This window comes from Parabacteroides caeci (assembly GCF_023656795.1).
GTDB lineage: Bacteria > Bacteroidota > Bacteroidia > Bacteroidales > Tannerellaceae > Parabacteroides > Parabacteroides segnis.
Genome location: NZ_JAMOKT010000051.1, coordinates 49,449 through 56,132 on the forward strand (window position 1 = coordinate 49,449; position 6,684 = coordinate 56,132).

At 36.9% G+C, this 6,684-nt stretch carries 5 protein-coding genes and 1 pseudogene; 3 read left to right on the forward strand and 3 right to left on the reverse strand.

Features of this window, described 5'->3' with window-relative positions; all coding sequences use genetic code 11:
* Nucleotides 1–187: 187 nt before the first annotated feature.
* Nucleotides 188–1,180 (forward strand): type II toxin-antitoxin system antitoxin SocA domain-containing protein, encoded by a 993-nt coding sequence (locus NBH15_RS21480; protein ID WP_128133039.1) that lies wholly within the window; start codon nt 188–190, stop codon nt 1,178–1,180.
* An 18-nt stretch (nt 1,181–1,198) separates the two neighbouring features.
* Nucleotides 1,199–2,131, forward strand: a pseudogene (locus NBH15_RS21485) (5'-nucleotidase).
* Nucleotides 2,132–2,386: 255 nt separating this feature from the next.
* On the opposite strand, the gene NBH15_RS21490 reads toward NBH15_RS21485, so the two are convergent.
* The 3 genes from NBH15_RS21490 to NBH15_RS21500 are packed head-to-tail and all read right to left on the reverse strand — an operon-like array spanning nt 2,387 to nt 6,403.
* Nucleotides 2,387–5,455 (reverse strand): DEAD/DEAH box helicase, encoded by a 3,069-nt coding sequence (locus tag NBH15_RS21490; RefSeq protein ID WP_128133038.1) that lies wholly within the window; start codon nt 5,453–5,455, stop codon nt 2,387–2,389.
* A gap of 4 nt (nt 5,456–5,459) precedes the next feature.
* Complete coding sequence (gene dmpI, locus NBH15_RS21495; RefSeq protein ID WP_128133037.1) at nt 5,460–5,669, reverse strand: 4-oxalocrotonate tautomerase DmpI; 210 nt, start codon at nt 5,667–5,669, stop codon at nt 5,460–5,462.
* Between the two features lie 20 nt (nt 5,670–5,689).
* The gene (locus NBH15_RS21500; protein ID WP_128133036.1) at nt 5,690–6,403 is read right to left on the reverse strand and encodes a DUF169 domain-containing protein; all 714 of its coding nucleotides are present in this window, start codon (nt 6,401–6,403) and stop codon (nt 5,690–5,692) included.
* 53 nt (nt 6,404–6,456) lie between these two features.
* Between NBH15_RS21500 and NBH15_RS21505 the strand changes: the two genes are divergently transcribed.
* On the forward strand, nt 6,457–6,609 hold the full coding sequence (locus tag NBH15_RS21505) for a hypothetical protein (protein WP_250823515.1): 153 nt from the start codon (nt 6,457–6,459) through the stop codon (nt 6,607–6,609).
* Nucleotides 6,610–6,684: the final 75 nt, after the last annotated feature.

A 6,684-nucleotide genomic window follows, 5' to 3' on the forward strand; every position in this document is an offset into this window, starting at 1 on the left:
TTTTTTCAACTTTATAGTTGGTTTTCTTGTTTATTTTGAAAAGTATATCGATCTTTGCCAATCATAAAGTTAATCGATATGACAACTGAAGATGAGGTCAAGCTATTTTTAAGCCAATTTAAAATCAAACTAACTATATTTCATATAGTTTTTATTGATCGTGAGAAAAACCAAAACGTAATTGATCATGAAAAAGGTTATTGAAAGTCCGTTTGCTGATGGTAACGCAACTTTAGTATATGAAACGAAAGAAGTTGAGTTCAGAGGTTCAAAATATACTGTAACATCTTGTTATTACAAATGTGATATTACTGGCGAAGAATTCACCACAACTGAACAAGATGAATTATGGATAACTCAAATACATAATCAATATAGAGAAAAATATGGTATTCCTTATCCTGATGAAATCTTGAGTATGAGAGAAAAGTATGGTCTATCTTGCGCCAAGATGTCCAAAATACTAGGTTTTGGAGAGAATCAGTATAATTTATATGAAAAGGGATTACTTCCTAATGAAAGTAATGGTAAGACATTATTCAGTATACAAGATCCTAAAGTTTTTAGAGCTTTGGTTGAGAATTCTATACATCAATTCACAGAAAAAGAATACAAAAATATAATCTGCAAATTGGATAGAATGCCACAAACAGGCTGCGACAGATTCGAAAAACGATTAATATTCAACAAGATACAAAGATCCATCAAAAATGGGTATGTAAAACAAGATATAGTTAAACTAAAAAATATAATTACTTTTTTTCTGAATAAAAGTGGTTCTCTTTGTCCTACCAAACTTAATAAATTATTGTTTTATACTGATTTTTATCATTATAAAGAATATGCAATAGGGTTGAGCGGCTTGGAATATGTTGCATATCCTTATGGATGTGTACCCAATAAATATCAAACTATTTATGATAATATCGGAGGAATAGAAAGAGAGGCTGTCGAATTTGCTAACGGAAATATCGGAGAACTATTAACAACAAAAGAATTTGTTGATAAAAATATATTTTCTGAAAGTGAATTAAATACCTTGAATTACGTATATGAAAAATATAAAAACTATACTCCTAAAATGATCTCAGATGAAAACCACAAGACGAAGGCTTGGATCGAGAATGTTAGGAATCAATCTATAATAAAATATGACTATTCTTTTGAAATAGAAAAATAAGATAAATAAGAAAGAAAAATGGCATACCCTATAGAAAAAAAACTTGTAATCGCAGTTGCATCAAGTGCCCTTTTTGATTTAACTGAATCTGATAGCATCTTCAAAGCCCAAGGTGTACAACCATATAAAGAATATCAGAAAAAATATATAGACAAACCTTTTGAAAAAGGAGTTGCATTTCCATTTATAAGTCGTTTACTTCGATTAAATGAATCATTTCCAGATGAGCAACCTATAGAAGTCATTCTCATGTCCCGCAATAGTCCTGAAACAGGGATGAGAGCATTTAACTCTATAAAACATTATCAGTTAAATATAACAAGAGCTGGATTTTCTTCAGGTTCATCCCATTTCCAATATCTTCCAGCATTCAATGCTTCACTTTTTCTTTCAGCCAATGAAGCTGATGTCAAAAAAGCATTGGATAGTGGAACTGCCGCAGGAAGAGTGCTAAACAAAACCGCAGTTATGGATGATGAAGAAGATAAAGAATTAAGACTTGCCTTTGACTTTGATGGAGTTTTAGCCGATGACGAAGCTGAAAAAGTGTACAAGACAACAAATAACCTTCAAACCTACCATAAATATGAAGTTGACCACGCTACTGAACCTCTAAAAAATGGTCCCGTTATAGAGTTATTAAAAAAAATCTCTTTTTATCAGAAATTAGAACAGAGAAAGGCTAGTCAAAATCCAAAATATCAACGAATTTTGAAAACAGCTATCGTGACCGCTAGAAATGCTCCTGCACATGAGAGAATGATCAATACTCTTAATTATTAGAAAGTAGACGTTGACGAAGCCTTTTTTCTAGGAGGAATAGACAAAGCCAGAATTTTGAATATCATGAAACCTCATATATTCTTTGATGATCAGATGGTTCATCTTGACCATATAGATGAAATTCCGGCTGTTCACATTCCTTTTGGTGTTGCAAATAAAGAATTATAAAAATTCTCAACCTTACCGATGTTACAATATCATTACTTTTTCAGACTTGTTGAACAATAAATATTTCCTTTTAAAGATGCTTGGGAAATAGCATATTCCAATAAATCATTAAAAGTGTAAATGTCTGAAATTACATTAGCAAAATGTACACCATCTAAAAACAACATCTTTATATCCTTACCTTTTGGTAGAGATTCTATTTCTTCTGTAAAAACATACAATATATTATTGTATTTATTCCATTAAATATTTTGATTATAATCCCTTCAATTTACAAAAATAAGGCTGCCTCAACCAAATCTTCCCATCCCCCACAGCAACAAACCTAAATTTAGCACGTGTCAAAGCCACATTCAACAAATTCGGTTTGGATGAAGCCCAGGTTGCAGCACCTTTTGTCTTTTCATCAAGTCCCAGACAGAAAATTACACCGGCGGCCTGTTTCCCCTGGAAAGTATGCACTGTTCCGATATGGCTATCCAACCATTTTTTAGGGGTGTCATCATCTATCTGCTTAAACGGGGCAAGGGCTTTCCTTATCGGTTGACGTAATTCTTTTTTCAGGATAGACGGAATCTCTGAAAAAGGCGAAATAACAAACAAATCCGGTAAATCCTGTAATTGACGGATTTCTTCCATTATCATTAGCTTGATTGCCATACCTTGTTCCGGAACATAATGGCGGCCACTGACATTCCCTTCTACCTGTACAAATCCATTCTGCATAATCAGGTTTGAGGTACTGCCAAAAGTCGAATTATACATCATATTATTATATGCAATCTCATTTGCGATAGAAAACATCGGATCGATACAACGGCGGTGAACCCGTAAAGGCGAACCGGTCCAGGTATCATTGGTAACCCAGCCATACGGATTTGCCCGGTCGGCCATAGACTGAACAGAGAGCGAAGTATGTATCTGTGTCTTGTCCAGACCAAAATAACGACTAAAATTATTGATGATCTGTTCCGGTATCGTTACGACAGGCTCTATCTGGAAAGGGTCGCCCACAATAACAGCCCGCTTTGAACGCCAGATCGCTCCGGCTGCGGCCTGTGGAACAGCCTGTCCGGCCTCATCAACAAATAACCACGGAATAGAACCGGTACCCAATGAACTAAACATACGCTGAATAGAAGCAAAAGTGGAAGAGACTACAGGAACGACCAGCCAAAATGTATTCCACATTGCCTGTATTTCTTTTTCGGTAAGGTTCCCTCCTGTTTTCAGGAAATTGAAGAAACCATCCAGTGTCGTTTTTATACGGCTTGAAGTAGCATTTGCCCGCAAGAGAAACAACTCGTTCACTTTCATGGCTTCGACAAACAATTCCGATTGTAATCTTTTCAACGTTTCTGAATACCAGGGAGTGGTCTCCTGTACTTCTTTCGACTCAATTCGTTGCCAGAAAGAAGCATCAGCATATGCCCCTTTTAACTCTTCACGAGCTTTTTCAACAGAGTTCAACAACAGTTTATATTGTTCATCTATTTCGTCATGCTCTCTTTTACTTTTTTCCCATTTGCTTTTCAGCGTCTCAATTTCAGTACAAAGTTTTTGTAATTCTGCATTCTGCCGGGCTAATCTTTCACCTGATATATTGTATTCTGATAAAACAGAAGCAACCGCCTTTTTATATTGTGTCCGAACATCTTTACTGAACCAATAAGTAAAAAAACTGGGACGAGTTGATTGTAACAACTGCATTTCAGTTTTAACCTCTTCCCTTCTTCGTCTACTTTCATCTATTTCAGCAGACAACAAATTTGAGGCTTCTATCCGGGTATCCAATTCCTTTTCATCAACAGTCAAACGGTAGGCTATGTCCTCCAGTTTGAGGCGGATCTTCTCTATGTTTTCTGCATTTTGCATAAAACCGGTCAGACGGGATTTCTCTGCCTTCACTTCACTGAGTTTTCTTTCAAAAGAAGAAACGACACCGAGCCATTCCTCTTCCGTCGGCTTATAATCGGCTAAATGCTGCTTTAATGTATAGGTCTCTTTCTCCGAATTGCCATTCCAAATACAACCGATCAGTTTTCGCTGGTTCTCCTTATTACCTAAAACGGCGGCAATTATCCCCCAATATTTTTCATCCAGACATTCTTCACTCACTTGCCGAAAATACCCAACCAGATCAGAATAACCTTTCACTTCACTTTTCAAGGGCAACTCTTTCGAAATATTCTCTACCGCTCCATTATTTGATGAAGTGACAACAATACCTCCGTCACAAATTGACGGGTCCGGCTCATAGATAAACGGAGTGTATTTTTCGCTCACCTGCACCTCACCTATTTTACGAAATGCTTTTGCCGGATCATTAAAACGGACCATATTTTTAGCACGCTTCACTAAAATGGCCGCAATAATATCCCGTAATAAAGTCGTCTTTCCGGTTCCGGGAGGTCCATTGACAGAGAACAATCCCTCCTGTTTTTCTCCGGACAACTCCTTATAGACTGTATTCACAGCAAACTGCTGCATCAAACTTGCCGAATAAGGTGACGGCCAACAACCATCGGGATAATTCTCCGGAATCAAACTTTCCCTCAAAATATCCGGGTGAAGAGAGAGATCGGAATGAACAAAATCTTTATTCAGGCAAGCACTTAAATAATCTTTGAAAGTTTTCCGGTAATCCCCTTTTTCATAAGATGTAATCACCCGTTCCAGGTCTTCGATATAGAAACTATTCAGAATATCGGCATTAGACTCGTCCGGATCAGAAGGATTATTTTTCTTATATACTTCTTCTGTACGTATATATATTTCTGTCTGCGGAGAAGTACTCCATTTCAACTTCTGTACGATTAAGGATTGTATCTCCCACAGGTTTTCGAGTGTCTGAACATCTGACAAATAGCTTTTATTATCATCAGCCAGTTCTTTCTGATTTTCTGTCAAGCGTTCAAACAGATTATCTTTTAGTTCTTTAAAATCATCTGACCAGGTATTAGTATCTACTTTATTCTCTTCCAACTGTCTTAACGCCCACGGCATAGTAGAAAGTCCGAAAGAATTTTGTATGTATATACCTTGACAATCCAGTTTAACAGAAGCGTAACAAACTCTTGCATCAGTCACATTCGGATTAATACTTTCGTCTTTAAAGAATGCTTTTACAAAATCAGACACAGAACTCATAGAAAATACACCCAGATAGATCGTGTACTGGATCGTTTTCTTTGGATCTCTTGCCATCAACGGACGTATCCAGGGAAGATCGTTCAATCGTTTCACACTGGAATCCTTCGGCAAAAGTGCCGGAGAGAAATGTTCCAGTTTGTGCCAACAAGAAAGTATATGCTTATAATCCATCCTTTTACTTTTTATTTTGCAAATACTCCTGCTTTATCACATCAATAGTCCGGCCTCCTATTCCTATATTTTCATCCGGTAATTCTTTAATCGTACATAGGAAGAATTCTACCGGTATCTGCATTACTTCAGAAGCTACTTCTGTCATTCTCCGGATTAATTCACTTTTTTGTTCATGGGTAAGTGAGCCGCCTTCAACTGTGATATATGGCATTATATTATTTGTTAGTTGTTTTATCTGTTATTCATTCTTTCCTTGATTTTTCCCCAGGCATGTGTGTCGAACAGACAGCTACTCCGCATCGTATCATACATTTCTTTAAATCGGGACATAGGTATCATAAAACTTAAAATATCCGGTTCAAAATAAGGGCGTACAGAAGGATCGAAAAACCCGATGAAGGTACGTTTTCCTCCTCTCGCATTCTCAATAACGGCTTGTGTGACTACAGAGCAACAACCGGAACCGAATAGAGAGGTAACGGCATCCTCTGAGTTATTATCGAAAAAGGCCCAGGTAGCCAAACCGGAAAGCATATCGGGTGTCGCCAAAAACAGGATACCTTCCAGATTGTCAAAATTCTCGACTTTATCCATTCGGGTAAAATTCAGATAATCCATCTTTGCTCTCGGAACCTGCAACTCTTCCAAAAACTCAGAAACACCTTCGGGTGTTTGTTTGTATTTTTCTTTTAAAGACACAAATCCGGGAATCCGTTCAGGCATCTCCGTAAAACCCGTATAGAATTTTCCGCCACCACAACCGATAGTTTCCACACTCAAACTAACCGTTTGTCCGGCTCTAACCTCTTTCATGCATTTGAATAAACATCCTCCGATTTTATCGACCGGATTTACCGGTTGCTCCGAATACCAAAAGACAATAGGAAGATCGACTTTCTCACCGAAGGCCTCATGATAATTATTGAGAAACACTTGCATGTCCATGATACAGATGATTTAATTGGTTTTGTCAAATATACGAAAAGATTCTATATGTTATGACTGCAAATATCAAAACAATCTGGTCGATAGCTATATTCACATTACTGGCATCCATTAAAGAGACAGTTCTTATCATCCGGATGAAAAAGCAGGAATTAAACCAGGGCAACCGCACCAAAATTTCTATTAAAATATGTTTTGTGGCATAAATCATTAAAATATTTCAAAAAAAGTTGTGTAATTGGGGAATAAAGGTAATCTTGCAGAAAGAAAAGTCTTAACTA